The following is a 25,136-nucleotide window of genomic DNA, read 5'->3' as shown; positions in this document are numbered from 1 at the left end:
CTAGCCCGCACGCGCGACGGGCCGCCTTTCGTCACCGGTGGGTCACAGACGGTCGGCCGGAAGAACCTTCGTGACCGTCCGCTCCGTCTGCCCCGGAGAGCAACGGCGCGAAGGCGGAGGCCCGCGCCGATCCGGAATCGGGGGAACGGCATGCGTCACACGGGTGGAAGCACGGACGGAAGCGTCGGCGGACGGGAGAACGGGGTCCGGAGCGGAGGCGGACGTGCGGGCGGGAGCGTGACGAGCGGCGGGACCGGGAGCGGGGGTGTCCTTCGCGGGGCGTTCGGGCAGGCGCGCCGGGGTTCGGTGGCGGCGGCCGTCGTGGTCACGGCGGCCCTGGCGGTGGCGGGGTGTCAGCCGACGGATGCGCCCTCCCCTGACGGGACTTCCGCCCCGGTCACCGGTCCCGCCGCCGGGGGTTCCTCCGCCGGAAGCTCCGCCTCGCCCGGTTCCGACGCCGGCGGCGGAACCGCATCCTCGGCCCCGTCCTCCTCGTCCTCTTCCTCGGCCCCCGGCACTTCGTCGCCGTCCGCCCGCGCCTCCGCCCCCGTCACCGCCTCGGCGTCGACCGCCGGCGGCTCGACGGGCGGCATCGTGCCGACCTGCGCGGCGAAGAGTCTCAAAGTCACCGCCCGGCAGGCCGCCGACCGGCCGGTCGGCACCGGGACCGGCGCCGCGGTCGTCACGTTCACCAACGTCTCCGCCCGGTCCTGCGTCCTCAAGGGGCACGCGTCCGTCGCCGGGGCCGGCAACGGCTCACCGGAGCACAACTCCCCGCTCGCCGTCACCCCCGTCGGGCCGGCCGTGCCGGTCACGGTGACTCCCGGCGGCAGGGCATGGGTCAAGCTGACCTTCGTGCAGGTGCAGGGGGAGGCCGACGGGTACTGCGTGTCCGGTGCGGACCCCTCCGTGTACCCCACGATCGTCGTCGGTCTGCCGGGTTCCGGGGCGCATCAGGTCGCCCTGGACGACGGCCTGTTCGCCGAGTGCGACGACACGGTGACCGTCACGGCCGTGGCGGCCGCCAAGCCGTGACGCGTCCCGGGCACGACGAAGGGCCCCGGCGTCCTGTCGGCGCCGGGGCCCCGCGTCCGCTCACGTCCGTCAGGTGCGTCCTCAACCGCACTGGCAGGGGCTGCCCGACTGGCATCCGCAGCCGCACCCGGAACCGCAGCCGCACGCGCCGATCAGCATCAGGTTCCTGATCTCGGCGGGCTGCTCGGTCGGGCGCTGCTGCGTCGGGTCGGGCGTGGGAGCGCTGGGGGACTCGGCCATGGGTTCCTCCCGGAGGCGTAGGACCTGTGCCCATTGCATGCCCGTTCCGCTGGGCGCATCAACGGCGCACAGTGTCTTGCGCACGCCCGGGAGGGATCCGCCACGCCCCCGGCGGGCGACCGCACGCGGGCGGGCCGGATCCCCCGCGCACCACCCGGCCCGCCCGGACACCCGCGCCCCGGACACCCGCGCCCCGGACGCCCCGCCTCGTGGCCCCGGGCCCCGCCGGGCGCCTCGCGGGCGCCCTGGCCTCAGACGCTCTCGCCTCCCGCTCCCGTCCCGGCGGCCGGCTGGATCTCCGGCGGCAGGTCCTGCTGGAGCTCGTCCGCGTGCTCGCCGGTCACCAGGAACACCACGCGCTTGGCGACGGCCACCGCATGGTCGGCGAACCGCTCGTAGTAGCGGCCGAGCAGGGTCACGTCGACCGCCGTCTCGATCCCGTGCTTCCACTTGTCGTCCAGCAGGTGCTGGAAGAGCGTGCGGTGCAGCAGGTCCATCTCGTCGTCGTCCTGCTCCAGCTGGAGCGCGAGGTCGACGTCCTTGGTGATGATGACCTCGGCCGCCTTCGCCATCAGGCGCTGCGCGAGCTGGCCCATCTCCAGGATCGTGGCGTGCAGGTCGTGCGGCACCGCACGGTTGGGGAAGCGCAGCCGGGCCAGCTTCGCCACGTGCTGGGCGAGGTCGCCGGAGCGCTCCAGGTCGGCGGACATCCGCAGCGACGTGACGACGATCCGCAGGTCCGTCGCCACCGGCTGCTGCCGCGCCAGCAGCGCTATCGCCCGCGCCTCCAGGTCGTGCTGCAGCTCGTCGACCCTCTTGTCGGCCTCGATGACGTTCTCGGCGAGCTTCAGGTCGGCGTCGAGAATGGCCGTCGTGGCGCGTCCGATCGCCGACCCGACCAGCCGGGCCATCTCCACCAGGCTGTCGCCGATCGAGTCAAGTTCCTCGTGGTACGCGTCCCGCATCAGGGTTCCCTCTCGTACGTCGTGCTTGGGGTTCGGGTTCGGTTCCGGGGGCCAGAACCGGCCGCGACACCAGGTCGGAGCCGGTATTCGGACCGGCGCCGACCGGCCCTGTGACCGGAGCTGCGAACCCCACGGTGCCACGCTCCGCCCCGTACGCGTCGATTTCCGTCACCCCAAATGAACCACCACTGGCTCCAAGGTGAACTCTGGGCGACGAGTGTTCGAGGTCGCACCTCGATGGCTGTGGCCGGGACGGAACCCGTGCCTAACCTGGGGGCATGGACGTGAACGCGGCGGTCGCCGCAGCGGCAGCGATCGCCGGGGTGCTCACCGGTGTCATCGCCATGCTGGCGTTCCGCTGGAGCGAGCGGGAGCAGAAGCGCCCCACGCGCACCTCCCTGCACACGGACCCGGTGCTTCCGCCGGGCGTGGACACCGTCCTGTCGGTGCTCCGCTCGTCCGCCGTCGTCCTCGACGAGGCCGACGCCGTGGTCAAGGCCAGCTCCGCCGCCTACGCCCTCGGGCTGGTCCGCGGGGGCAGGCTCAGCGTGGAACCGATGCTGAAGATGGCCCGGGACACCCGGCGTGACGGGGAGATACGCCAGGTGGAGCTGGACCTTCCCCGTCGCGGGACAGGGCGTGGCGAGGCCCTCGCCGTGTCCGCCAGAGTGGCCCCGCTGGGTTCGCGGCTCGTTCTGCTGCTCGTCGAGGACCTCACCGAGGCCCGCAGGATCGAGGCGGTCCGGCGGGACTTCGTGGCGAACGTCAGCCATGAGCTGAAGACGCCGGTGGGCGCGCTCTCCCTCCTCTCCGAGGCCGTCATGGACGCCTCGGACGATCCCGAGGCGGTGGAACGGTTCGCCGGCCGTATGCAGATCGAGGCCACCCGGCTGACCAGCCTGGTCCAGGAGCTCATCGACCTGTCGCGGGTCCAGAACGACGACCCGCTGGAGGACGCCGAACCGGTCGGCGTCGACGAACTGGTCGCCGAGGCCGTCGACCGCTGCCGGCACCAAGCCGGCGCCAAACAGATCACCATGGCCGCGGGGGGCCCGGCCGACCTGCGCGTCTGGGGCCACCGGGGCCAGCTGGCCGCGGCCCTGGGCAACCTGGTCGAGAACGCGGTCAACTACTCGCCCGCCCGCACCCGCGTCGGCATCGCCGCCCGCCGCGTGAGCGCGCCGGGCGGCGACCTGATCGAGATCGCCGTGACCGACCAGGGCATCGGCATCTCCGACAAGGACAAGGAGCGCATCTTCGAGCGCTTCTACCGGGTCGACCCCGCCCGTTCCCGTGCCACCGGCGGCACGGGCCTCGGGCTGGCGATCGTCAAGCACGTGGCCGCCTCGCACGGCGGGGAGGTCACGGTGTGGAGCGCCGAGAACCAGGGCTCCACGTTCACCCTGCGGCTGCCGGAGGCGGGCGTCGCCCGCGACCGCGCGCACCCGCGTCCGGACCCCCACGAGGCCGACGACGCCGACGACCTCGACGACCTCGACGACACCGACACCTCCGCCGACGACCTCGACGAGGTCACTCCTTCCTCGTCCCGACCCTCACCCCCGGCGCCACCCCGCGCCTCAGCCCCGAATTCGACCGCGTACCAGACGCTTTCCGCCCCGGAGGTCCATCCGTGACCCGAGTGCTCGTCGTCGAGGACGAGGAGTCCTTCTCCGACGCCCTGTCGTACATGCTCCGCAAAGAGGGCTTCGAGGTCGCGGTCGCGACCACGGGCCCCGACGGACTCGACGAGTTCGAGCGCAACGGCGCCGATCTCGTGCTCCTCGACCTGATGCTGCCGGGCCTGCCCGGCACGGAGGTGTGCCGTCAGCTGCGCGGCCGCTCCAACGTCCCCGTGATCATGGTGACCGCCAAGGACAGCGAGATCGACAAGGTCGTCGGCCTGGAGATAGGAGCCGACGACTACGTCACCAAGCCCTTCTCCTCGCGCGAGCTCGTCGCCCGCATCCGGGCCGTGCTGCGCCGCCGCGGCGAGCCGGAGGAGGTGACGCCGGCGGCCCTGGAGGCGGGCCCGGTCCGCATGGACGTCGACCGCCATGTGGTGACGGTCTCCGGCTCCAAGGTCGACCTCCCGCTGAAGGAGTTCGACCTCCTGGAGATGCTGCTGCGCAACGCCGGCCGCGTCCTGACCCGCATGCAGCTCATCGACCGGGTGTGGGGCGCCGACTACGTCGGCGACACCAAGACCCTCGACGTCCACGTCAAGCGCCTGCGCGCCAAGATCGAGCCCGACCCGGGAGCACCCCGCTACCTGGTGACCGTCCGCGGTCTGGGCTACAAGTTCGAGCCGTAGGCCGACGGACGGACATGAGGGAAGGGCGGCGCCCCCCGCGCGGGGGGCGCCGCCCTTCCCTCATGTCCTGGGAACCGCCGGGCTCGGCGGCCGGCCGTCGGCGCCTACGCGCTCGGGGAGCCCGTGCCGGACGGCGCGCCCGACCCGGACGCCGCTCCCGACGCCGCACCGGACGGCGAGGCGTTCCCGGAGGGCGACGCGCTGCCGGAGGGGGAGGCGCTGCCGGAGGGGGAGGCGCTGCCGGACGGCGACTGCGAGGGCTTGGGCGAGGCGCTCGGGACGGAGCTCGGGCCCCACGAGGAGAAGTAGCTCTCGGCGGGGACGACGAAGGCGCTCAGGGTCACCGCGCCGGTCTCGCTGAAGGTGAAGGTCACCTTCTGCGCGTTGCCGTCCTGAACGGCCTCACGGCTGCTCGGCAGGACGGCGGAGGCGTTGTTCGCCCCGCCGATGACGACGGAGCCGTGGGCCGGGACGGTGAGCTTGCCCTTGCCCTTGGCGGGCTTGAGCTCGGCGGACTTGCCCGTGCCGTCGACGGTGACGGACTCCAGGGTCTGGGGATTGTCGCTGCCGTTGAAGACCGTCGCCGAGATCACCGCGGGCCCGGTCGACTTCAGGTCGGGCTGGGTGATGACGACCACGTTCTGCAGCTTGATCTGGCCGACGTGAGTGGCGGCGTTGTCCGGCTTGACACCCAGCGTCTGGGCGTCGTTGCCGGCGCCGCAGGCGGCGAGCGAGGCGATCGAGAACGCGATGGCGGAGGCGGCGAGGGCGCCGCGTCGAAGGCTGCTGCTCACGGCGGCGGCAACTCCTTTGGTACACGCGGGCGGCTTTCCTTTGAACAAAGCCGTCCTAAGGGTCTGTCAGCAGCCTCAGGTTACCGAGCCCCTCCCGCGCCGCCGCACCCGACCCGCCTCTCGAGCGATCTCGGGACCCACAGACCTCCGGGCCGACCTCCCGGCCGCTCCCGGCCCGTCTTCCTCGCACCGTCCCGACGGCCGCCCGCGACCCGTGAGCCGCATTGGCTTCACCCGTGGTCCACCTGCTCGCACGCCATTCCCAAAATCGCGGTCCGCGTCCGCCCGCGGATTTTCCGGGAAGGAATGCGCGTCCGTTCCGGAATTGATCACCGCCCCGGTCGAACGGCCGGTGATCAATTCCGGAAACGGCTCGTATCCGGCCGGTCGCACCGAACGGAGTAGCGGAAGTCGCACATGTGGAAGCGGACATATGTGGACGTTCAGCCGTTCGGGCGGGGCTTCGGATGCGTGTAACGTACGCGTTTCTCCCCCCTCGGAGAGCGGCTCCGACCTGCGAATACCTGCCCCCGAGGGCCCTCCGCAGCACGTTCGTGTTGGTGTTGTCAAGCCCCGAGATATGCCCTGACCTGCGAAAACGCCATTCAGAACCCGGAGTTTCCGTGTTACCCTGGATAGCCACGGAAGGGGTACCTGTCACATGACGTTCAAGGTTGGCGACACCGTGGTCTATCCCCATCACGGGGCCGCGCTGATCGAGGCTATCGAAACTCGCCAGATCAAAGGCGTGGACAAGACCTACTTGGTGCTGAAGGTCGCCCAGGGCGACCTGACGGTACGTGTGCCAGCGGACAATGCGGAGTTCGTCGGCGTGCGTGATGTGGTCGGTCAGGACGGGCTGGACCGGGTCTTCGAGGTGCTGCGCGCGCCGTACGCCGAGGAGCCCACGAACTGGTCGCGTCGTTACAAGGCAAATCTGGAGAAGCTCGCCTCCGGCGACGTCATCAAGGTCGCGGAAGTCGTGCGTGACCTGTGGCGTCGTGAGCGCGAGCGCGGACTCTCCGCCGGTGAGAAGCGCATGCTCGCCAAGGCCCGCCAGATCCTGGTGAGCGAGCTCGCCCTCGCGGAGAACACCAACGAGGACAAGGCCGAAGCCCTGCTCGACGAGGTTCTCGCGTCCTGACGGTTCTCGCGTCCTGACGCCGGCCTGCACCGGCCTCGGCACACCGAGGAACACTGAACTGCCGCGGTGCCCGATGACGTATTCCCGTCGCCGGGCGCTGCGGCATGTTCATGCCTGGACACGCCCGGATGTCCGGACGCCGTCGAACCGCCCGTCCCGGCCGAACCGCCCCGGCAGCCTGCCCCCATGCCCCGCCCCACGGGGGTGACCCCCCGATACTTGGTGTGCCGGGCTCGGGCTGCAGCCTCGACCGGTGCGTCACGGAAGGGTCGGTCAAGGCGTCGCGCCCGGCACTTCCCAGGCCATACCCACGGCAGGCCAGCACACAAACCTGACAGGAACCGATGTCTGACGATTCGCGTCCCTCCCCCGCGCCCGCCCGCACGGCCGCGGTGATTCCGGCCGCAGGCCGGGGCGTCCGCCTCGGTCCGGGCGCCCCCAAGGCACTGCGCGCACTGAGCGGCACGCCCATGCTCATCCACGCGGTACGCGCCCTGGCCGCCTCCCGCGCCGTCTCCCTGGTGGTCGTCGTGGCCCCGCCCGACGGCGCCGCCGAGGTCAAGTCCCTGCTCGACGCCCACGCGCTGCCCGACCGCACCGACTTCCTGGTCGTCCCCGGCGGCGACTCCCGCCAGGAATCGGTGCGGCTGGGCCTGGAAGCGCTGCCGCCCGAGTACGACATCGTGCTGGTCCACGACGCGGCCCGCCCCCTCGTCCCCGTCGACACGGTGGACGCCGTCATCGAGGCCGTCCGCGAGGGCGCCCCGGCCGTCGTGCCCGCGCTGCCGCTCGCGGACACCGTGAAGGAGGTCGTCCCGGCCGCCGTGCCCGGCGATCCCGAACCGGTCGTCGCCACCCCCGAACGCTCCCGCCTCCGCGCCGTGCAGACCCCGCAGGGCTTCGACCGCGCCACCCTGGTCCGCGCCCACGAGACGGTCGAGGACGACGTCACCGACTGCGCCGGCATGGTCGAGCGGCTCGGCCTGACGGTCGTGGTCGTCCCCGGCCACGAGGAGGCCTTCAAGGTCACCCGCCCCCTGGACCTGGTCCTCGCCGAGGCGGTCCTGGCCCGCAGGAGGCTCAACGATGGCTTCTGAGACGCCGTCCGACCGGGGGGTGATGCTGCCCCAGGTCGGCATCGGCACCGACATCCACGCCTTCGAGGAAGGCCGTGAGCTGTGGTGCGCGGGCCTGAAATGGGAAGGCGAGGGCCCCGGACTGGCCGGGCACTCCGACGCGGACGTCGTCGCCCACGCCGCCTGCAACGCCCTCTTCTCCGCCGCCGGGCTCGGCGACCTCGGACAGCACTTCGGCACCGGCCGCCCCGAGTGGTCCGGCGCCTCGGGCGTCACCCTGCTCACCGAGGCGGCCCGGATCGTGCGCGCGGCCGGCTTCGTCATCGGCAACGTCGCCGTCCAGGTCGTCGGCCCCCGGCCCAAGATCGGCAAGCGGCGCGACGAGGCCCAGAAGATCCTCTCGGCGGCGGCCGGAGCCCCGGTGTCGGTGTCCGGCGCGACCACGGACGGCCTGGGCTTCCCCGGGCGCGACGAAGGACTGATGGCGATCGCCACGGCGCTGGTGGCGCGCACCGGCTGAATCCCGGCGCGCCGCACCGGACCGGCCCGCACCGGTCCGTGCCCCGGCATGTCACGAATGCGCGGTCCTTGGGCGAAAGGGGCCCGGGGCACTGCCCCGCGCCCACTACCCTGGTGGGGTGACCATTCGCCTGTACGACACCAGCGCCCGGAAGATCCGTGACTTCACTCCGCTCACACCGGGTTGCGTCTCGATCTACCTCTGCGGCGCCACCGTGCAGGCAGCCCCGCACATCGGGCACGTCCGCTCCTACCTGAACTTCGACATCATGCGCCGCTGGCTCACCCACCGCGGCCACGACGTCACGTTCATCCGCAACGTCACCGACATCGACGACAAGATCATCGCCAAGTCGCACGACCAGGGCCGCCCCTGGTGGTCCATCGGGTACGAGAACGAGCGGGCGTTCAACGACGGCTACCACGCCCTCGGCTGCCTCCCGCCGACCTACGAGCCGCGCGCGACCGGGCACGTCCCCGAGATGATCGAGATGATGCGCGGCCTCATCGAGCGCGGCCACGCCTACGAGGCCGACGGCAGCGTCTACTTCGACGTGCGCTCCTTCCCCGGCTACCTGGAGCTGTCCAACCAGGACCTCGACGACCTGCGCCAGCCCTCCGAGGAGGGCATCACCGGCAAGCGCGACCCGCGCGACTTCGCGATGTGGAAGGCCGGCAAGCCGGGGGAGCCCGACTGGGAGACCCCCTGGGGCCGCGGCCGTCCCGGCTGGCACCTGGAGTGCTCGGCGATGGCGCACAAGTACCTGGGCTCCGCCTTCGACATCCACGGCGGCGGACTCGACCTGATCTTCCCCCACCACGAGAACGAGATCGCCCAGGCCAAGGCCTACGGCGACGAGTTCGCCCGGTACTGGGTGCACAACGCCTGGGTCACCATGAGCGGCGAGAAGATGTCGAAGTCCCTGGGCAACAGCGTCCTCGTCTCCGAGATGGTCAAGCAGTGGCGTCCCATCGTCCTGCGCTACTACCTCGGCACCCCCCACTACCGCTCGATGATCGAGTACAGCGAGGAGTCGCTGCGCGAGGCCGAGTCGGCGTTCGCACGGATCGAGGGGTTCGTGCAGCGCGTCGTGGAGAAGGCCGGGGAGGTCGTCGAGCCCGCGGCCGAGGTGCCGCCCGCGTTCGCCGAGGCGATGGACGACGACCTGGGGGTTCCCCAGGCGCTGGCCATCGTGCACACCACGGTCCGGCAGGGGAACTCGGCCCTCGCCGCCGACGACAAGGAAGCCGCCGTGGCCCGCCTCGCCGAGGTCCGCGCCATGCTCGGCGTCCTCGGCCTGGACCCGCTCGACGCCCACTGGGCCGACGAGGAGAGCCGTGGCGAGGACCTGCACGGCGTGGTCGACAGCCTCGTGCGACTCGTCCTCGACCAGCGCGAGTCCGCCCGCACCCGCAAGGACTGGGCGACCGCGGACGCCATCCGCGACCAGCTCACCCAGTCCGGCCTGATCATCGAGGACGGCCCGCAGGGCCCGCGCTGGACCCTCGGTGCGCGCTAGACGGCCACCGGCCCGTCCTTGATCGACTGTGCCGCCCGGCCTCCCGGGCGGCACACTGCATAAGACGTTCCAACGAAGCTCACGGAGACGAGAGACTCATGGCAGCCAACAACCGCCGCATGTCCGGCAAGAAGGGCGCGCAGGTCGGCAGTGGCGGCCAGCGACGCAAGGGCCTGGAGGGCAGGGGTCCCACCCCGCCCGCCGAGCTGCGCAAGAAGCACAAGGCGAACCGCATCGCCAACGCCAAGGCGAAGCAGACCGCCCGCCGGCCGGCGCCGCGCGGCCGCGGCGGCAAGGGCACGTCCGAGATGGTCGTAGGCCGTAACCCCGTCGTCGAGGCGCTGCGCGAGGGCGTCCCCGCGACGACGCTGTACGTCCAGCAGTTCATCGACAACGACGAGCGGGTCCGCGAGGCGCTCCAGCTCGCCGGCGAGCGCGGTGGCATCCACCTCATGGAAGCTCCCCGCCCCGAGCTGGACCGCATGACCAACGGCCTCAACCACCAGGGCCTGGTCCTTCAGGTCCCGCCGTACGAGTACGCCCACCCCGAGGACCTGGCCGCCGCCGCCTACGACGGCGGCGAGGACCCGCTGATCGTGGCCCTCGACGGCGTCACCGACCCGCGCAACCTCGGCGCCGTCGTCCGCTCCGTCTCCGCCTTCGGCGGCCACGGCGTCGTCGTCCCCGAGCGCCGTGCGGCCGGCATGACGGCCGGCGCCTGGAAGACGTCCGCCGGCGCGGCCGCCCGCACCCCGGTCGCCCGCGCCACCAACCTCACCCGCGCCCTGGAGGCCTACAAGAAGGCCGGCATCGCGATCGTCGGCCTGGCCGCCGACGGGGAGCACGAGATCGGCGAACTGCCGGCCCTCGACGGCCCGGTCGTCATCGTCGTCGGCAGCGAGGGCAAGGGGCTCTCCCGGCTCGTCGGCGAGACCTGCGACTTCCGGGTGCGGATCCCGATGCCGGGCGGCGCCGAATCCCTCAACGCGGGCGTGGCGGCGGGCATCGTGCTCTACGAGGCGGCCCGGCGCAGGAGCTGACCGCCGGCCGGGCGGGCTTGCGGACCGGTCGCACAGACGTCCGCAAGCCCACCCGGAAGGGGCAACCGCGGCGCGTAGTGCAACCTTGACGGAGTCCGGACAGATCCGCCGGGTCAAAGCAGTGTCCTAACGACACGTCACTCGGTTAGATGAGTGTGGACACCAGAACACCCCGCACACCCACGGGGGACCGCTCGTCGGCGTTCGACGACGCTCCCGCGCTGAGCATGGTGAAGGTGCCGAGCGACCCGGCGCAGATCATCGTCAACCATGCGAGCTTCCGCGTGCAGCTCGGCGCGTCGGCGCGGCGTAACGCGTCCCCGCGGATCGCCCGGCACGTGAGCGCCATCGACGACACCGCGCGCTTCCCCTCCGTCGGGGCGGCGAGCAGAGCGGGCGCCGCTTCCGGCGGCCGTCGGCGGCCCGTCGTCTGGAGCGGCAGATCGGCCCCCGACGACACCGGCGCCCACCGACTGCTGCAGGCCGTGCGGGCAGGCAGCGTCGGCCACGGCGAACCGTCGGCCGCCGACGCCGGAGCCACCCAGGTCATCCCCCGCGTCGGCATCGACGAGGGAGGCTACGACGGCCCACCCGCCGCCCGGACCCGGGAGACCCCGCTCGTCGGCGCCCAGCGCACACCCGCCGCCGGCGAACACCGCCTCCTGCCGAACATGAGCACCGTAGGCAGCGCGTACGACGAACCCGCCTACGACGACGCCCGGTTCGACGACTTCGGCGACGCCTACCACGACGACGACCCCGACGCCCGGCCCACCCGGCGCAGCCGCCGTCACCACGACGACCTCGCCCGGCACGCCTACTACCCGGGCCGCCGGATGAACCTCGGCGTCGTCCTGCTCCCGCTGCGCGTGTTCCTCGGCTTCATCTCCATCTACGCGGGCATGGGCAAACTGTGCGACCCCGTCTACTTCGAAGGCGGCAAACGCGGCTCCATGGTGAAGTGGCTCGACACCCTGCACCCCTGGGAAGTCGCCGAGCCACTGCGCCAGTTCGCCCTGCACCACCCCGTCGGCTCCGGCCTCGTCATCGCCTTCCTCCAGGTGGTCGTCGGCGTTCTCACGGTCCTGGGGTGCTGGCAGCGCGTCGTCGCGGTCGTCGGCGCCGGACTCTCGGCCGCGCTCCTCGTCACCGTCAGCTGGAAGACCGTCCCCGTCTACGACACCCCCGACATCATCTACCTCGCCGCCTGGTCGCCGCTGATCATCGCCGGCGCCCCCGTCTACTCCGTCGACGGCCGCCTCGCCGCCGGCGCCTGGCGCCGCCTCGGCCCGCGGTCCGACATCTGGGACCTGCGCCGCCACGTCCTGCGCCGCGGCGCCCTCGTCACCGCGATCGCCGTCGGACTCACCCTGCTCGTCGGCTCCCTGCTGGGCGGCGCCGTCCGCGACGCCGACCGCGTGGTCGTGCCCGGCCCCGGCGAGCCCCCGCGCAACGAGCTGCCCGGTTCGCCGCTCCCCGAGCGGTCCGGCTCGCACAAGACCTCCCGGAAGCCCTCCGCGTCCACCTCGCCCACCCACGGCGAGGCCTCGGCGTCCCCGACGGCCGGCGCGGACAGTGAGCCCTCCGAGGCCCACGAACCCGGCGCCGCCGGAGACTCCGGCGCGGGTGCGCCCAGCCAGACCCAGGGCACCGCGGGCCAGGCCCCGCCCGAGCGGTCCACCCCGCAGGAGCACGCCCCCTCCACCGGCTCCGGCCCGTCCTCCGGGGGCTCGGCCGCCTCCGGGGGAGGCTCCACCGGAGGCGGCGGCGGCTCGGACGGCGGCTCGTCGTCCTCGGGCCGGCCGGGCCTGGTGGGCGGCCTGCTCGGGTAGGCCGGGCCTGCTCGGGCCGGCCGGCCCAGGCAGGGCGGTCGTCCGAAACGACCAGGGTGCCGTGCGCTTCACAGCGCACGGCACCCTGGTCGTTTCCTACGGGACGCGGGAGCGGCGGGGCTGTCTCTCAGCGACGGACCGCGGCCAGTTCCTTCGCCGCCTCGGTGAGGTCCTTCGCCGTGTCGATGGCCCGCCAGTACGCGCCCTGCGGGATCGGGAAGCCGGCCAGCCGCCGTTCGCGGGCCAGATGCGGGAACGTGGTCCGCTCGTGATCGCCGCGCTCCGGCAGCAGCCCGGCGAACTCCGGCGAGAAGACGTACACGCCCGCGTTGATCTCGTACGTCGTGGGCGGTGCCTCGATGAAGTCGGTGATGTGACCGAACCCGTCCGTCTGCACCGCACCCCACGGAATGCGCGGACGCGCCAGTGCCAGCGTCGCGGTGGCGTCGCGCTCGGTGTGGAAGTCCGCCATCTCGCGCAGCGAGAAACGGGTCCAGATGTCGCCGTTGGTGGCGTACCAGGACCGGTCGGGGTGCGGGAGGTGCGCGGCGGCGTACTTCAGACCCCCGCCGCGGCCCAGCGGCTCGGTCTCCACGACGGTGGTGACGGCCACGGGCAGGTCGGCCGACTTCAGCCAGTCCTGCAGGACCTCGGCGAGATGACCGCACGAGACGACGACGTCGGTCACGCCCTCCTCGGCCAGCCAGCCCAGCTGATGCCCGATGATCGGCGTCCCGGTGCCGGGGATCTCGACCATCGGCTTGGGCCGGTCGTCGGTGTACGGGCGCAGCCGGGACCCCTGGCCGCCGGCCAGGATGACGGCTTGCGTGGGGCGGGAGGCGGCGTGCGGATCGGTCATGCCCGCACTGTACGTGCCGCGTGATACGGGACGTGCGGCTCCCCCGGTGGAGGAGGAGCCGCACGTCCCGGTGCGGATGTCAGGACCCGGCGACCGGGCCCCGTGCCGGGGACTGCCGCCTGTGCCGGTGCCGGCGCCTCAGCACTGTGCCCGGCGCTCGGCCCGTGTCTCGGCCTGTGTCTCGGCCTCCGAGCTTCGGCCCTGTGCCTCAGCCCCGTGCCGCCAGCACGCCCGAGGCGAAGGCCGTGTCGCACACGGGGCGGGCGTACGACTGGGCGCGCGAGGGGCCGTACATGCGGACCGCGGCGCGGCCGAGGGCACGGGCGATGGACGAGCAGTGCACGGCCAGCGACGGCCTGCCGTTCACGGCGGCCTGGAGGTGGGTCAGGGCGACGCCCGGATCCTTCTCCTGGAGCTCGGCCAGCAGCCGGTCGCGCAGGACGTCCTGCGGGGCCTTGGCGGCCTGACGCGAGGACTGGTGCGCGGCGGAGACGTCGGAGGCGGTGAGCACCGAATCCGAGGGGTTCCCCGACCAGTTGACCCGGGTGACCGCGAGGGTCCCGGAGAGCACCATGACGACGGGCAGGACGAGGGCGAGCGAGCGGCCGATCCGGCGGGCTGGGCCGCCCCGGCCGCGGCGCGTGCGCTGGGTGGTGGAGTGGTTCGCGGAGTGCTTCACGCGTGAGAGGGTAGCGCGCAGTAATGATTTGGCGACATTTAGTCACCCGGACGGGGGATGAAGTCGTGCCCCCTATGGGGTGAGGGGTTGACGGGCACCCGTCGAAATGTCCGCTGTGCCGGGGATTCTGTGGACGTGGAAGAGGGCCCCGCAGCAGGCTGCGAGGCCCTCTTCGCCCATCCGGGTGAATCACCCGGATTCAATCCTGGGCGTCAGTCGGACAGACGCGCGCCCGTCGACGTCGAGAACACGTGGGTCTCGCCCGCGCGCGGGACGACGTGCAGCGTGCTCCCCTTCTCCGGGACGGCACGGCCGCCGACGCGGACCACGAGGTCCTTCGACTCGTCGCCGACCTTCGCGGTGCCGTACACGAACGCGTCCGAGCCGAGCTCCTCGACCACGTTCACCACGACCGCCAGACCCTGGTCGCCGTCGGGACCCGCCACGTCGAAGTGCTCCGGACGGACGCCCACGGTGACCGTCTTGTCCGTGGCCGCGGACAGCGCGTCACGCTGCACCGGCACCACCGAGTTGCCGAACTTGACGCCGCCGTCGGCGATCGGCACCTCGACCAGGTTCATCGCCGGGGAGCCGATGAAGCCGGCCACGAAGAGGTTCGCGGGCCTGTCGTACATGTTGCGCGGGGTGTCGACCTGCTGCAGCAGGCCGTCCTTGAGGACCGCCACCCGGTCGCCCATGGTCAGCGCCTCGACCTGGTCGTGTGTGACGTACACGGTGGTGATGCCCAGACGGCGCTGCAGCGACGCGATCTGCGTACGCGTCGACACGCGCAGCTTGGCGTCCAGGTTGGACAGCGGCTCGTCCATGAGGAACACCTGCGGCTCACGCACGATGGCGCGGCCCATGGCCACACGCTGGCGCTGACCGCCGGAGAGGGCCTTCGGCTTGCGGTCCAGGTACTCGGTCAGGTCGAGGATCTTCGCGGCCTCCTCGACCTTCTGCCGGATCTCCGCCTTGTTCACGCCGGCGATCTTGAGCGCGAAGCCCATGTTGTCCGCGACCGTCATGTGCGGGTACAGCGCGTAGTTCTGGAACACCATGGCGATGTCCCGGTCCTTCGGCGGCAGGTGCGTGACGTCACGGTCGCCGATGCGGATCGCACCGCCGTTGACGTCCTCGAGTCCCGCGAGCATCCGCAGCGAGGTGGACTTGCCGCAACCGGACGGACCGACCAGGACGAGGAACTCGCCGTCCGCGATCTCGATGTCGAGTCCGTCGACGGCGGGCTTGGTGGAGCCCGGGTAGACCCGGGTCGCCTTGTCGAAAGTGACAGTGGCCATGGCTCGAAGGCCCCCTTCTACCGGCAGGAACGTGCCGGACGATCCGTTGTAGGAAGGTGGTTGGTGTAGTCCACATGAGCGAACTGGGTCAGGACGGTACCCGGCGTTTCCCCGTCTGTCAGCACTTGGAGGCATGTGAACTTCGCGGGAACTCTCGAACGGGGCGGAGCATCGCACCCCTCACCCCGGTCCCTGCCGCACCGCCCGGCCCGGCCCGAGGAGAAGTGCGTGGCCCGGGGAATGGGGGCCTGTGTACAGTGGAGCCGCCCTCGCGCGCGGGAGGGCGCGCGGTGCCTCCTTAGCTCAGTCCGGCCAGAGCAACGCACTTGTAATGCGTAGGTCGTCGGTTCGAATCCGACAGGGGGCTCGAGGAGAGGCCCGGGTCAGACCCTTTCTGGCCCGGGCCTTTTTCGTGTCCCCGGGCGGGGCGAGGGCGCTGATCTTTGTTCGTGCCGTCGCCAGTGCGCCCGGAATGTCTCGATTGTCTTGCGGGTGATACTTGCTGCGTGAAACGGCGCACAAGGGTTTCCCGGCTTCGGCGGGCGGTGCGGGCGGTGTGGGCCTATGTGCGCCGTGCGCCCGGCGCCTATGTGTGGCTGGCTGTCCTGTTCGTCACGACGGTGGCGCTGCATCACATGTCCCCGGAGTTCGAGCAGGAGTTTCTGCGGCAGCGGTCGACGAACATCCATGAGCTGTCGCGGCATCCGGTGCGGGTGCTGGTGGCGAGCGCGATGTGGATCGACGGCGGGCACTGGGTGCCGTACGTGGTGCTGTACTCCGTCTTCCATGCGCAGGCCGAGCGGTGGCTGGGGACGGCGCGGTGGCTGGCCGTGTGTGCGGCGGCGCATGTGCTGGCGACGCTGATCAGCGAGGGCGCGCTGGCGGTGGCGGTCGAGGACGGGCTCGCGCCGCGGTCGGCGGTGACCACTTTGGACGTGGGCGTGAGTTATGCGCTGGCGGGGGTGGCGGCGGTGCTGGTGTACCGGATCGGTTCACCGTGGCGGTACGGGTATCTGGTGGCTCTTCTGGTCTTCTACGGTGTGCCGCTGATGGCCGCGCCCACCTTCACCGACTTCGGGCACCTCGCGTCCGTGCTCATCGGGCTGGGCTGTTATCCGCTGGTCAGGGGGCGGGCAGGGATGCGGGGCCCGAAGGGGAGGGGTGGCTCCGACGGCTGGCGTCCGGCGGTGAGCAGCCGACGGTGACGGGCGGCCGGGATCTGCGTGGCCGGGCTCGGCGTGGGGGGATTGTCAGTGGTGGGGTGCAGCATGGGGGGCATGGCGAGGACTGGGGCCGGGAGGACCGGCGGCGCGGGCAGGGCTGGGGCTACGCGCAGGGCCGGGGGCGGGGCGGGTGCGGCGGTGAAGGGCGCGCGGCGTCCTGAGTTGCGGGTGCCTGCGTTGGAGCCGTACCGAGGCGGGGGACTGGAGCCCGACGGAGACTATGACGGTGTGGAGTTGCGCGAGCTGGATCTCGCCGGGCAGGACGGCGGGGGCGCGCGCTTCATGGACTGCGCGGTGACCGGCTGTGTGCTGGACGGGACGAGGCTGCGGCATGCGCGTTTCCTCGACTCGGTGCTGTCCGGTCTCCGGGGGGTCGGTACGGATCTGGCGGAGGCCACCTTGCGTGACGTGGAGCTGGTCGACGCGCGTCTGGGGGGCGCCCAGTTCTACGGGGCGGTGCTGGAGCGGGTCGTGGTGCGCGGCGGCAAGATCGATTACCTGAATCTGCGTCAGGCGCGGCTGCGGGACGTCGTCTTCGAGGGGTGTGTTCTGGTGGAGCCCGATTTCGGGGGCGCCCGGCTGGAGCGGGTGGAGTTCGTCGACTGCGTACTGAAGTCGGCCGACTTCACTGCGGCGACGTTGTCGGACGTGGACCTTCGCGGTGCGGTGGAGCTGGGTCTCGCGGGGGGTGTGGACCGGTTGTCGGGTGCGGTGATCAGTCCGGCTCAACTGCTCGATCTGGCACCGGTGCTGGCGGTGCAGCTGGGGATCAGGGTGGAGGGCTGAGCCGGGTGTGGTGAGGGGTGGGGTGAGGCGGGTCTGTTCGGGCGGGGCTTGCCGGGCCCGCGCCGGGTTTCGCCCCGGTGCTCACTTCACCCGGGGGAACCGTGCCTGAAGGGTCCAGACGGCCGGGTTCTCGCCCAGGTCCTCGTGGAGGTCGGTCAGGTCGGCGAGGAGGTCGTGGAGGAAGTCGCGGGCCTCGCGGCGGAGTTCGGCGTGGGAGAAGGTGAGCGGGGGTTCCTCGGCCCGCATCCAGTCGGCCTCGATGTCCACCCAGCCGAAGCGGCGCCGGAAGAGCATGCGGTCGGTGGATTCCGTGAAGTCCAGTTCCGCGTACTGGGGGCGGGAGGCGCGCGAGCCGGCCGGGTCCTGGTCGATGTGCTCGGCGATGTCGCACAGGGCCCAGGCGAAGTCGAGCACCGGCACCCATCCCCAGGCTGTGGACAGCTCGCGGTCCGCCTTGGTGTCGGCGAGGTAGACGTCGCCGCAGAACAGGTCGTGGCGCAGGGTGTGGACGTCCGCGCGTCGGTAGTCCGTCTGGGGCGGGTCCGGGAAGCGGTTGGAGAGGGCGTAGCCGATGTCGAGCACGTAGGCGATGGTGTCACGCTCCTGCGCGAGTGTCGGAGGCTGCCATAGGATCGCCGGCATGCCTCGATCCGCCCGTCTCGTACCGGTCGCCGCGTTACTGGCCTGCGGCCTGGTGTCGGCCGCCTGCGACGGCGGTTCGCCGGGCGGCTCGGGCGGCTCGGGTGAGTCCCGTGGTGCCGCCGGCGTGGGTGATCCGTACTTCCCGAAGGCGGGCAACGGCGGCTACGACGTCTCGCACTACGGCCTCACCCTTTCCTATACGCCGGAGGGCAACCGTCTCAGCGGAACCGCGGTGGTCACGGCCCGTGCGACCGAGGACCTGTCCGCGTTCGATCTCGATCTGTCGGGGATGGAGGTCGAGGAGGTGAGCGTCGAAGGCGCCGGCGCGAAGTTCCGCCGGGACGGCCAGGAGCTGGTCGTGAGCCCGCCCGAGGCGCTCGCGGAGGGGGAGACGTTCGAGGTGCGGGTCCGCTACGCGGGCAGTCCGCGGACGATCACCGACTCGGACGGTTCCGAGGAGGGCTGGCTGCGTACCAGGTACGGGGCGTTTGCCCTGGGTGAACCGGTCGGCTCGATGGCCTGGTTCCCGGGCAGCCACCATCCCGCCGACAAGGCGTCGTACGACGTCGCCGTCACCGTTCCGAAGGGGCTGACGGCGGTCTCCAACGGCGAGTTGCGCAGCGAGCGGGCCACGGCGGACGGGCGGACGACGTTCGTCTGGCACACCGCGGAGCCGATGGCGAGTCACGCGGCGACGCTCGCGATCGGCCGTTACTCGGTCACCCGTTCCTCGATGCCGGACGGTCTGCCGGCTTATGTGGCGGTCGACCCGTCGCAGGCGGCCGCGAGCCGTGCGGTGCTGGCCCGGCTTCCCGAGGTCATGGACTGGGCGCGCGACAATTTCGGTCCCTACCCCTTCTCCTCCGTCGGCGCGATCGTGAATCGTCCCGAGGACGCGGACTACGCGCTGGAGACGCAGAACCGGCCGGTGTTCGCCGGGGCCCCGGACATCGAGACGTTCGTCCATGAGATCGCCCATCAGTGGTTCGGGGACTCCGTCACCCCGAGGAGCTGGCGGGACATGTGGCTCAGCGAGGGCCTCGCCACGTACGCCGAGTGGGTGTGGACGGAGGACGAGGGAGGCGCCACGGCGGAGGAGAACTTCACGGAGCTGTACGACCACGGCGCGCAGACGTACGAGGACCTGTGGGACTTCCCGCCCGCGAAGCCTCCGACGGCCGCGTACATCTCCGAATCACCCGTCTACCAGCGGGGCGCGATGGTGATCCACCGCATCCGCCAGGCCCTCGACGACGACGACGCCTTCTACGACCTCCTGTGGGGCTGGGCCGCCGCCCACCGCCATGGCAACGCCGACACGGACGGCTTCACGGCGTACGTCGAGAAGCGGGCGCCGGACGTGGACTTCGACGAGATCTGGTCGGACTGGCTGTACGGGGAGGGCAGGCCGCCGCGCCCCTGAGCGCCGTCGCGCGGACCGGAACCCTGGCCGGGCATGACGGCGTCGGCTGTCAGCAGCCCGGTCCACGGGCCCGGAACGCGGGCCCGGAACGCGGACCGCCCCGCCCGGCAGGGTGCTGGGCGGGGCGGTCCGGGGTGTCGCTGGGGTGCGGTGTCGCCCCGGGGCGTCAGACGTTGACGCCGAAGTCCTGGGCGATGCCGACGAGGCCGGAGGCGTAGCCCTGGCCGACGGCGCGGAACTTCCACTCGGCGCCGTTGCGGTAGAGCTCGCCGAAGACCATGGCCGTTTCGGTGGCCGCGTCCTCGGAGAGGTCGTAGCGGGTGATCTCGGCGCCGCCGGCCTGGTTGACGATGCGGATGTAGGCGTTGCGGACCTGGCCGAAGTTCTGCGAGCGGTTCTCCGCGTCGTAGATCGAGACAGGGAAGACGATCTTGTCGATGTCGGCGGGGAGGCCGGCCAGGTTGACGTTGATCGCCTCGTCGTCGCCCGCGCCCTCGCCGGTGCGGTTGTCACCGGTGTGGACGATGGTCTGGTCCGGCGTCTGCTTGTTGTTGAAGAAGACGAAGTGGGCGTCGGAGTAGACCTTGCCCTGGGTGTTGACCGCGATCGCGGAGGCGTCGAGGTCGAAGTCCGTGCCGGTGGTGGTGCGGACGTCCCAGCCGAGGCCCACGGTGACGGCGGTCAGGCCCGGTGCCTCCTTGGTGAGCGAGACGTTGCCACCCTTGGACAGGCTTACAGCCATGGTCGGGAGTCCTTCCCTCGTTGTGTACGGCTTCGCGGGCACGAAGCTACAGCTATCCCTATGAACGCAGCGAAGGCCGGTCAAGGTTCCCGGCGACCTCGCGTTTCTTTACTTTCTTTACCAAGGGATATTCGCGTGACTCGGGGCGGCCCGGAGCGGGAACATGGTCGGCATGTCTGGTCCCTATGTCGTCCGTGGCTCCGTGGCCCTTCCCGAGGCCGAGCTCATGTGGCGTTTCTCGCGTTCTTCGGGGCCGGGCGGGCAGCACGTCAACACCAGCGACTCCCAGGTGGAGCTGCGCTTCGACCTCGCGCGCACCGAGGCGCTGCCCGAGGTGTGGAAGGCGCGGGCGCTGGAGCGGCTGGCCGGGCGGCTCGTCGACGGCGTCGTCACCGTGCGGGCCTCCGAGCACCGCTCCCAGTGGCGCAACCGGGAGACCGCCGCGGTGCGCCTGGCCGCGCTGCTGGCGGAGGCGAGCGCCCCGCCGCCCAAGCCGCGCCGGCCGACCCGTATCCCGCGCGGGATCAACGAGCGCCGGCTGCGGCAGAAGAAGCAGCGCTCGGAGACCAAGCGGGGCAGGACCGGGCGCGACTGGGGCTGAGCCGCGCCCGCCCCCGGTTCTCCGGGGCGGTCACATCTCACGTGCGCCGTACGTCGTCCCGGTGAGTGCGACGTCCGCGCCGGCCGGGCTCGACGGCCGTGACCGGCGTCCGAACCGTGACGAGGGATGCGACCGATGACGACGACGGGTGACCACGAGTTCCTGGCGGACTCCTTCGAGGCGCACCGCGCGCGGCTGCGCGCCGTGGCGCACCGCATGCTGGGTTCCGGCGCCGAGGCGGACGACGCGGTGCAGGAGGCGTGGGTACGGCTCAGCCGGAGCGCCCGCCGGGGCGAGGCCGAGGGCATCGGCAACCTCGGGGGGTGGCTGACGACGGTCGTCGGCCGGGTCTGCCTGGACATGCTCCGCTCGCGTCGCTCGCGGGCCGAGGAGCCGCTGGAGAGCTGGACGCCGACGGCGTCGGCCGTGCCCGACCCGGCGCAGGACGCGCTGCTCGCCGACTCCGTGGGGATGGCCCTCCTCGTCGTCCTGGACACCCTCACCCCCGCGGAGCGGCTGGCGTTCGTCCTGCACGACCTGTTCGCGGTGCCGTACGAGGAGGTCGCGGGGATCGTCGACCGGACTCCGGAGGCCGCCCGGCAGCTGGCCAGCCGGGCCCGCCGCCGGGTGCGCGGGGCCGGGGAGCCCGCCGTGGACCCGGTCCGGCGGCGCAGGGTCGTGGACGCCTTTCTCGCCGCCGCCCGGGAGGGGGACTTCGACGGGCTGCTCGCGGTGCTGGATCCGGACGTCATGGCCCGCTCGGGGGCTGTGGTGACCACGGGCGCGTCCGCGGTCGCACGCGGCGCGTCGGGCTTCGCCCGGCTCGCGTTCGTGGCCCGGCCCGCCCTCGTGGGCGGGGCGACGGGTCTGGCGGTGCTGGTGGACGGCCGCGTGGAGCGCACGCTCGCCTTCACCTTCGTCGGCGACCGGATCGCGCTGATCGACGTCACGTTCGATCCCGGGCGCCTGGCCCGCCTGGAGGTGGAGCTGCTGGAGTCGGACGACGTCCCCGACGGCCCCGACGTCCCCGACGGCCCCGACGGTCCTGACGAGGTCGACGGTCCCGACGGTCCTGACGAGGTCGACGGTCCCGACGGTCCCGACGAGGTCGACGGCCCCGACGAGGTCGACCGGATCGGGGAGCGGGATCAGTCCAGGGCGAGGACGCCGACGGTCTCGCCCTCGCTCTTCTCGCCGGTCTTGCGGAACCCGAGGCGCAGGTAGAAGTCCTCGGGGCCGTGCTCGCCCTCGTGCCACGTCACGTACATCTCGGTGGCGCCGCGGCGGCGCAGTTCCGCGGCGACGGACTCCACGGCGAAACGGCCGTAGCCGCAGCCCTGTTCGGCGGCGGCGATGTTCAGCCGCCACAGGCCGGAGCGGATCAGGCTGCGGTCGCCGCGGCCGTTCCAGTCGATGTCGAGGAAGGCCATGAGGAAGCCGACGGGGCGGTCGCCGTCCATGATCAGTCGTGGCCAGGCGACGCCCGGCGGGTGGACGTAGGCCTCCGCGAGGGACTGCATGACCGGCTCGACGGCGAACTCCTGGTCGGGGTGGACGCGAATGCCCGTCGCCGCGTCGAAATTCTCGGGGGTTATCTCCACGAGACGCAGGGCTGAACTCGTGGCGGCCGTCCCGGCGGCGCCGGTTCCTGTCGTGCCTGTCATGCCTGGCACCCTAGGCCGGGGCTTCCCGGACCGGCCACGTATTTCCGGCGAGGTCAGCCCAACTGCCGGTAACGGCCCCGGAAATAGACCAGCGGACCGTCGTCCGCGCCCGGCGTCGACGCGGTCAGCACACGGCCGATCACCAGGGTGTGGTCGCCGGCGGGCACGCGTCGTTCGGTGCGGCACTCCAGGGTGGCGAGCGCGCCGCCGACCAGCAGCGCTCCGCCGGCCTCGCCGCGGACGCAGGGGAGGTCCTCGAAGAGGAGTCGGTCGCTGATGCGTCCCTTCATGGCGAAGCGGCCGGCGATCTGGCGCTGGTTCTCGGAGAGCACCGAGACCGCCCACAGGGGCTGTTCCTCGAGGAGGTCGTCCATGCGGGACCCGGTGCGCAGCCCGACCAGGACCAGCGGCGGGTCGAGGGAGACCGACACGAAGGACGTCGCCGTCATGCCGACGTCCTCGCCGTCCGGGGCCGCGGGGTCGTCCGGGTCGAGGGAGGGTTCGCGCGCGGTCATCAGGACCACGCCGTCGGCGAGCCGGGACATGGCGGCGCGGAACTCGTCGTTGCTCACTCCCTCAGCATGCCCGGAGGGAGTCTTCAGCGCGGTCTTGAGCACATCGGGGGACACGTCCTGAACGCTAGTGTCCGATCGATGCATCCCGCATCGGACCTCCGCCCGAGTAGGGTCTTAGGACCGCGGACCGATATCCGGCCTCTGTCCGTGCGCGGTCCGTGTGTATCCGTGTGTGGTTCGTGCGCGTTCCGTGTGCGTTCCGTGGTCGTAAAACATGCGGGAAAACGCGGAAACTCCACTCAAATGTTCATGTTCATATGTGACTTGAGTCACAAGATGTATTAATTGTTGACCCTGTGTACCGAGTGGGCAGCGCGCTGTGATTCAGTGGCGGAGGCGTCACAAGGAGACACACACCGACAACAGAGCACCAGAAACGACGTTGCGCCGAAGACAACCCTTGATTCGCTGCGAAGTCTCGGGGGGAGGGCGAAGCACATGGAGACCGAGTCGGAGCCGTACGTCCGCCTTGCGTCCCTGCGGCAGCTGCACCAGGTCATGGCCGACATGAACACGGCCCGCAGCCTGGCCGACACCCTGCAGACCGTCGCCGACGGCGTGGTCACGGCACTCGGTTACGAGCTGGCGTGCGTCAACCTGGTGCGTCCCGACGGCGATCTCGTGGTCGCCGCCTTCTCCGGCAATCCGGCCGCCGAGGCCCTCATCGCGGGCCGGGTCGGCTCGCGCGACTCCTGGGAACGCCGCCTCGCCATGGGCGAGACCTGGGGCGACCTCATCTTCATCCCCCACACCGAGGGCTGGATCCTCGACGACGACGACGTCCCGCAGTGGTACACCGACGGGCCCGCCCCCCGCTTCGAGGACGAGTGGCATCCCTCGGACCGGCTCTTCGCCCCCATGTACACGCCCGCCGCCCCCGGCAGCGGCGGCGCCTGCGGCGAACTGGTCGGCGTCCTGTCCGTGGACCGCCCGCGCAACGGACGTCGTCCGGGCGCCTGGGGGCGCGAAGCGCTCCAGATGTACGCGTTCCAGGCCGCCATCGCGATCACCAACGCCCGTCTGCGGGCGAACATGCAGCGGGCACTGGTCAGGCTCGAACGCGAGCAGCAGGCCCTGCGCGCCAGCGAGGAGTCCTTCCGGCAGGCCTTCGAGTACGCCCCCTCCGGCATGGCGATAGCCGAGATGGGCGGCGACCAGCACGGGCGCATACTCCGCACCAACGACGCCCTCTGCCGGCTGCTGGGCCGCCCCGCCTCCGCGATGCGCCGCTACTCGTTCTCCGACCTGGTCCACCCCGAGGACATAGGCACCCTGCTCCGCACCTCGGCGGAGGGCGGGCGCGCGGAACTCCGCCTCGGCCGCCGTGACGGCACCTATCTCTGGGTCAGCCTCCGCAACTCCGTCGTCGCCGACGCCGCCGACGGGCCGCGCTTCCTCCTCACCCACGTCGAGGACATAGAGGACCGCAAGCGCCGCGAACTCCAGCTCGCCCACCGTGCCTCGCACGACTCCCTCACCGGCCTGCCGAACTCCGCGGAACTGCGCTCGCGTCTGTCCGCCCGGCTCTGCCGGCGCCCGCAGTCCACCCACCCCGCGGTCGTCGACGCCATGGACTCGGCCTTCGGCCAGGCCGCCTTCGACGCCAACGGCCACGGCTTCGACTACCGGCCCTCCGGCGCGGAGTCCTTGGACGGCTACGACCACCACGTGCACACCGCCGCCCCCGAGGACGGCCGCGACGACGGCGCCAAGGGGCTCGCGGTCCTCTTCTGCGACCTCGACGGCTTCAAGTCGATCAACGACCGCTTCGGGCACAACGCGGGCGACGCGGTGCTCATCGAGGTCGCCCGCAGGCTCTCCCGCCAGGTCCGCGACGGCGACACCGTCGCCCGGCTCGGCGGCGACGAGTTCGTGATCCTCGCCGACGGCCTCGGCCGCGCCGACGCCGCCGACCTCGCCGTCCGTCTGCGCAACGAGATCATCCAGCCCATCCGCGCCGAGGGCCGTGCCGTCCGGGTCGGCGCCAGTTTCGGCATCGGCTGGGCGCACTGCGGGATGACCGCGGACGAAGTGCTGAAGTCCGCGGACGAGCGCATGTACGTCGAGAAACGATCTCGTCCCAAACAGCACAGACGGGCGGGATGATCTCCAGGTCAGCGACTCGATGCGGGAAGAGTCACCTGTTTGGGCCATCCGGAGCG

At 71.7% G+C, this 25,136-nt stretch carries 25 protein-coding genes, 1 tRNA gene and 1 pseudogene; 16 read left to right on the top strand and 11 right to left on the bottom strand.

The window, feature by feature from the left end:
- Positions 1-353 precede the first annotated feature (353 nt).
- On the bottom strand, positions 354-593 hold the full coding sequence (locus IE239_RS42365; RefSeq protein WP_229878315.1) for a hypothetical protein: 240 nt from the start codon (positions 591-593) through the stop codon (positions 354-356).
- Between the two features lies 1 nt (position 594).
- Between IE239_RS42365 and IE239_RS42360 the strand changes: the two genes are divergently transcribed.
- Entirely contained in the window at positions 595-1,035 is a 441-nt protein-coding gene (locus IE239_RS42360) for a DUF4232 domain-containing protein (protein WP_229878314.1), read from the top strand.
- An 81-nt stretch (positions 1,036-1,116) separates the two neighbouring features.
- Here IE239_RS42360 and IE239_RS26300 read toward each other — a convergent pair whose 3' ends face one another.
- Both IE239_RS26300 and phoU read right to left on the bottom strand, forming a co-directional pair.
- Positions 1,117-1,275, bottom strand: a complete 159-nt coding sequence (locus tag IE239_RS26300) for a hypothetical protein (RefSeq protein ID WP_190151878.1) — start codon at positions 1,273-1,275, stop codon at positions 1,117-1,119.
- 251 nt (positions 1,276-1,526) lie between these two features.
- Entirely contained in the window at positions 1,527-2,240 is a 714-nt protein-coding gene (gene phoU / locus IE239_RS26295; RefSeq protein ID WP_190151877.1) for a phosphate signaling complex protein PhoU, read from the bottom strand.
- 278 nt (positions 2,241-2,518) lie between these two features.
- On the opposite strand from phoU, the gene phoR reads away from it, so the two are divergent.
- Together phoR and phoP are read left to right on the top strand one after the other, a co-directional pair.
- Positions 2,519-3,877, top strand: a complete 1,359-nt coding sequence (phoR, locus tag IE239_RS26290) for a two-component system sensor histidine kinase PhoR (protein ID WP_190151876.1) — start codon at positions 2,519-2,521, stop codon at positions 3,875-3,877.
- A 5-nt stretch (positions 3,878-3,882) separates the two neighbouring features.
- Positions 3,883-4,554 carry a two-component system response regulator PhoP gene (gene phoP / locus IE239_RS26285; protein ID WP_004000192.1) on the top strand — a complete coding sequence of 224 codons (672 nt, stop codon included), beginning with the start codon at positions 3,883-3,885 and terminating at the stop codon, positions 4,552-4,554.
- Positions 4,555-4,658: 104 nt separating this feature from the next.
- Here phoP and IE239_RS26280 read toward each other — a convergent pair whose 3' ends face one another.
- Positions 4,659-5,348, bottom strand: a complete 690-nt coding sequence (locus IE239_RS26280) for a copper chaperone PCu(A)C domain-containing protein (RefSeq protein WP_190151875.1) — start codon at positions 5,346-5,348, stop codon at positions 4,659-4,661.
- A gap of 661 nt (positions 5,349-6,009) precedes the next feature.
- On the opposite strand from IE239_RS26280, the gene IE239_RS26275 reads away from it, so the two are divergent.
- From IE239_RS26275 to IE239_RS26250, 6 genes are all read left to right on the top strand, one after another.
- Positions 6,010-6,492 (top strand): CarD family transcriptional regulator, encoded by a 483-nt coding sequence (locus IE239_RS26275; protein WP_003953493.1) that lies wholly within the window; start codon positions 6,010-6,012, stop codon positions 6,490-6,492.
- Between the two features lie 344 nt (positions 6,493-6,836).
- Positions 6,837-7,589, top strand: coding sequence for a 2-C-methyl-D-erythritol 4-phosphate cytidylyltransferase (gene ispD, locus IE239_RS26270; RefSeq protein ID WP_190151874.1), 753 nt, complete (start codon positions 6,837-6,839; stop codon positions 7,587-7,589).
- Entirely contained in the window at positions 7,579-8,088 is a 510-nt protein-coding gene (gene ispF, locus IE239_RS26265; RefSeq protein WP_190151873.1) for a 2-C-methyl-D-erythritol 2,4-cyclodiphosphate synthase, read from the top strand. The genes ispD and ispF overlap by 11 nt, the downstream gene beginning before the upstream one ends.
- Positions 8,089-8,206: 118 nt before the next feature.
- A complete protein-coding gene (gene cysS / locus IE239_RS26260; protein WP_190151872.1) occupies positions 8,207-9,607 on the top strand; it encodes a cysteine--tRNA ligase in 1,401 nt (466 codons plus the stop codon).
- Positions 9,608-9,705: 98 nt separating this feature from the next.
- The gene (rlmB, locus tag IE239_RS26255) at positions 9,706-10,647 is read left to right on the top strand and encodes a 23S rRNA (guanosine(2251)-2'-O)-methyltransferase RlmB (protein ID WP_190151871.1); all 942 of its coding nucleotides are present in this window, start codon (positions 9,706-9,708) and stop codon (positions 10,645-10,647) included.
- Positions 10,648-10,796: 149 nt separating this feature from the next.
- Complete coding sequence (locus IE239_RS26250) at positions 10,797-12,479, top strand: DoxX family membrane protein (protein WP_190151870.1); 1,683 nt, start codon at positions 10,797-10,799, stop codon at positions 12,477-12,479.
- A gap of 127 nt (positions 12,480-12,606) precedes the next feature.
- Here IE239_RS26250 and IE239_RS26245 read toward each other — a convergent pair whose 3' ends face one another.
- From IE239_RS26245 to IE239_RS26235, 3 genes are all read right to left on the bottom strand, one after another.
- Positions 12,607-13,338, bottom strand: coding sequence for a nucleotidyltransferase family protein (locus IE239_RS26245; RefSeq protein ID WP_190151869.1), 732 nt, complete (start codon positions 13,336-13,338; stop codon positions 12,607-12,609).
- A gap of 208 nt (positions 13,339-13,546) precedes the next feature.
- Entirely contained in the window at positions 13,547-14,017 is a 471-nt protein-coding gene (locus tag IE239_RS26240; RefSeq protein ID WP_190151868.1) for a hypothetical protein, read from the bottom strand.
- A 212-nt stretch (positions 14,018-14,229) separates the two neighbouring features.
- Entirely contained in the window at positions 14,230-15,318 is a 1,089-nt protein-coding gene (locus tag IE239_RS26235) for an ABC transporter ATP-binding protein (protein ID WP_190151867.1), read from the bottom strand.
- A 292-nt stretch (positions 15,319-15,610) separates the two neighbouring features.
- On the opposite strand from IE239_RS26235, the gene IE239_RS26230 reads away from it, so the two are divergent.
- From IE239_RS26230 to IE239_RS26220, 3 genes are all read left to right on the top strand, one after another.
- Positions 15,611-15,685 (top strand) — tRNA-Thr (locus IE239_RS26230).
- 139 nt (positions 15,686-15,824) lie between these two features.
- Positions 15,825-16,523, top strand: a complete 699-nt coding sequence (locus tag IE239_RS26225; protein ID WP_190151866.1) for a rhomboid-like protein — start codon at positions 15,825-15,827, stop codon at positions 16,521-16,523.
- Between the two features lie 72 nt (positions 16,524-16,595).
- The gene (locus IE239_RS26220; protein ID WP_190151865.1) at positions 16,596-17,327 is read left to right on the top strand and encodes a pentapeptide repeat-containing protein; all 732 of its coding nucleotides are present in this window, start codon (positions 16,596-16,598) and stop codon (positions 17,325-17,327) included.
- Positions 17,328-17,408: 81 nt separating this feature from the next.
- On the opposite strand, the gene IE239_RS26215 is transcribed toward IE239_RS26220, so the two are convergent.
- Complete coding sequence (locus tag IE239_RS26215) at positions 17,409-17,969, bottom strand: hypothetical protein (protein ID WP_373308146.1); 561 nt, start codon at positions 17,967-17,969, stop codon at positions 17,409-17,411.
- On the opposite strand from IE239_RS26215, the gene IE239_RS26210 reads away from it, so the two are divergent.
- Positions 17,968-19,392 (top strand): M1 family metallopeptidase, encoded by a 1,425-nt coding sequence (locus IE239_RS26210; RefSeq protein ID WP_190151864.1) that lies wholly within the window; start codon positions 17,968-17,970, stop codon positions 19,390-19,392. The genes IE239_RS26215 and IE239_RS26210 overlap by 2 nt on opposite strands.
- A gap of 166 nt (positions 19,393-19,558) precedes the next feature.
- Here the strand turns inward: IE239_RS26210 and IE239_RS26205 are convergent, their stop codons facing one another.
- On the bottom strand, positions 19,559-20,134 hold the full coding sequence (locus IE239_RS26205; RefSeq protein ID WP_190151863.1) for a TerD family protein: 576 nt from the start codon (positions 20,132-20,134) through the stop codon (positions 19,559-19,561).
- Between the two features lie 163 nt (positions 20,135-20,297).
- Here IE239_RS26205 and arfB point away from each other — a divergent pair, with 163 nt between their 5' ends.
- Positions 20,298-20,735: an alternative ribosome rescue aminoacyl-tRNA hydrolase ArfB gene (gene arfB, locus IE239_RS26200; RefSeq protein WP_190151862.1), complete on the top strand. Its 438-nt coding sequence runs from the start codon at positions 20,298-20,300 to the stop codon at positions 20,733-20,735.
- Between the two features lie 135 nt (positions 20,736-20,870).
- A pseudogene (locus IE239_RS26195) lies at positions 20,871-21,728 on the top strand (sigma-70 family RNA polymerase sigma factor); the annotation flags it as partial.
- A gap of 155 nt (positions 21,729-21,883) precedes the next feature.
- Here IE239_RS26195 and IE239_RS26190 read toward each other — a convergent pair.
- Together IE239_RS26190 and IE239_RS26185 are read right to left on the bottom strand one after the other, a co-directional pair.
- Entirely contained in the window at positions 21,884-22,399 is a 516-nt protein-coding gene (locus tag IE239_RS26190; RefSeq protein WP_190151861.1) for a GNAT family N-acetyltransferase, read from the bottom strand.
- A 53-nt stretch (positions 22,400-22,452) separates the two neighbouring features.
- On the bottom strand, positions 22,453-23,058 hold the full coding sequence (locus tag IE239_RS26185) for a flavin reductase family protein (protein ID WP_190151860.1): 606 nt from the start codon (positions 23,056-23,058) through the stop codon (positions 22,453-22,455).
- 354 nt (positions 23,059-23,412) lie between these two features.
- Here IE239_RS26185 and cdgB point away from each other — a divergent pair, with 354 nt between their 5' ends.
- The gene (gene cdgB, locus IE239_RS26180; protein WP_190151859.1) at positions 23,413-25,080 is read left to right on the top strand and encodes a diguanylate cyclase CdgB; all 1,668 of its coding nucleotides are present in this window, start codon (positions 23,413-23,415) and stop codon (positions 25,078-25,080) included.
- The last annotated feature ends 56 nt before the right edge of the window (positions 25,081-25,136 follow it).

The sequence above is a fragment of the Streptomyces humidus genome (assembly GCF_014649655.1).
Lineage (GTDB): Bacteria > Actinomycetota > Actinomycetes > Streptomycetales > Streptomycetaceae > Streptomyces > Streptomyces humidus.
This window is presented reverse-complemented; position numbering and strand designations above follow the sequence as displayed.